Here is a 741-nt window from a genome sequence, read left to right on the forward strand (position 1 = left end):
ATCACTCATTTTCTTCTTCCAAATTTTCGTCAACTACACTGGATATGAGGTTGGGTCGTTCAATTTTTTCTTCAATTTTCGCCGCTAACTGACCATCACTTTGCCCAAGCTTTGCTTTGAACATAGGGACCTTATTCGCAGTTAGCGTAATAAACTCTGGCATTTCTATCGGTATAACATCACCTTTTTCAAGCTTGGCAACATCTCTAAGTGATATCTGTTCTTCTAGGACTGTCGCATTAAGAGGCACATTAGCCTCTAAAAGATCTTTCCGAATAGTTGTCATCCAGCGCTCGTCAACATCGTCAACATCACTCTGGACACCAGCATCGAGGATCTCGCGAATCGGCTCAATGGTAGAGTATGGAATGGCCAGATGAAGGTCTCCACCACCGCCATCTAGTTCGATATGAAAGGTACTAATTACTATCACTTCACTAGGGCTAACAATATTCGCCATTGAAGGGTTAACTTCAGAGTTCATATACTCAAAATCAATTTTGAAAACTGCGCTCCACGCTTCCTTCATATCGATAAAGACTTGTTCGAGTACCATATGAACAACCCGAATCTCGGTAGGCGTAAACTCACGCCCTTCAATTTTTGCATGACGCCCATCACCACCAAAGAAGTTATCAACAAGTTTAAAAACTAGCTTGGCATCAAAAATAAATAAACCAGCTCCGCGAAGAGGTCTGATTTTGACAATATTTAAACTGGTAGGAACGTAAAGAGTATGGA

General features: G+C 41.3%; 1 protein-coding gene. It reads right to left on the reverse strand.

The window, feature by feature from the left end; all coding sequences use genetic code 11:
• Position 1 precedes the first annotated feature (1 nt).
• On the reverse strand, positions 2–741 hold a 740-nt coding region (gene fliM, locus A3763_RS00485; RefSeq protein WP_068759802.1), incomplete at its 5' end, for a flagellar motor switch protein FliM.

Source organism: Oleiphilus sp. HI0128 (assembly GCF_001635365.1).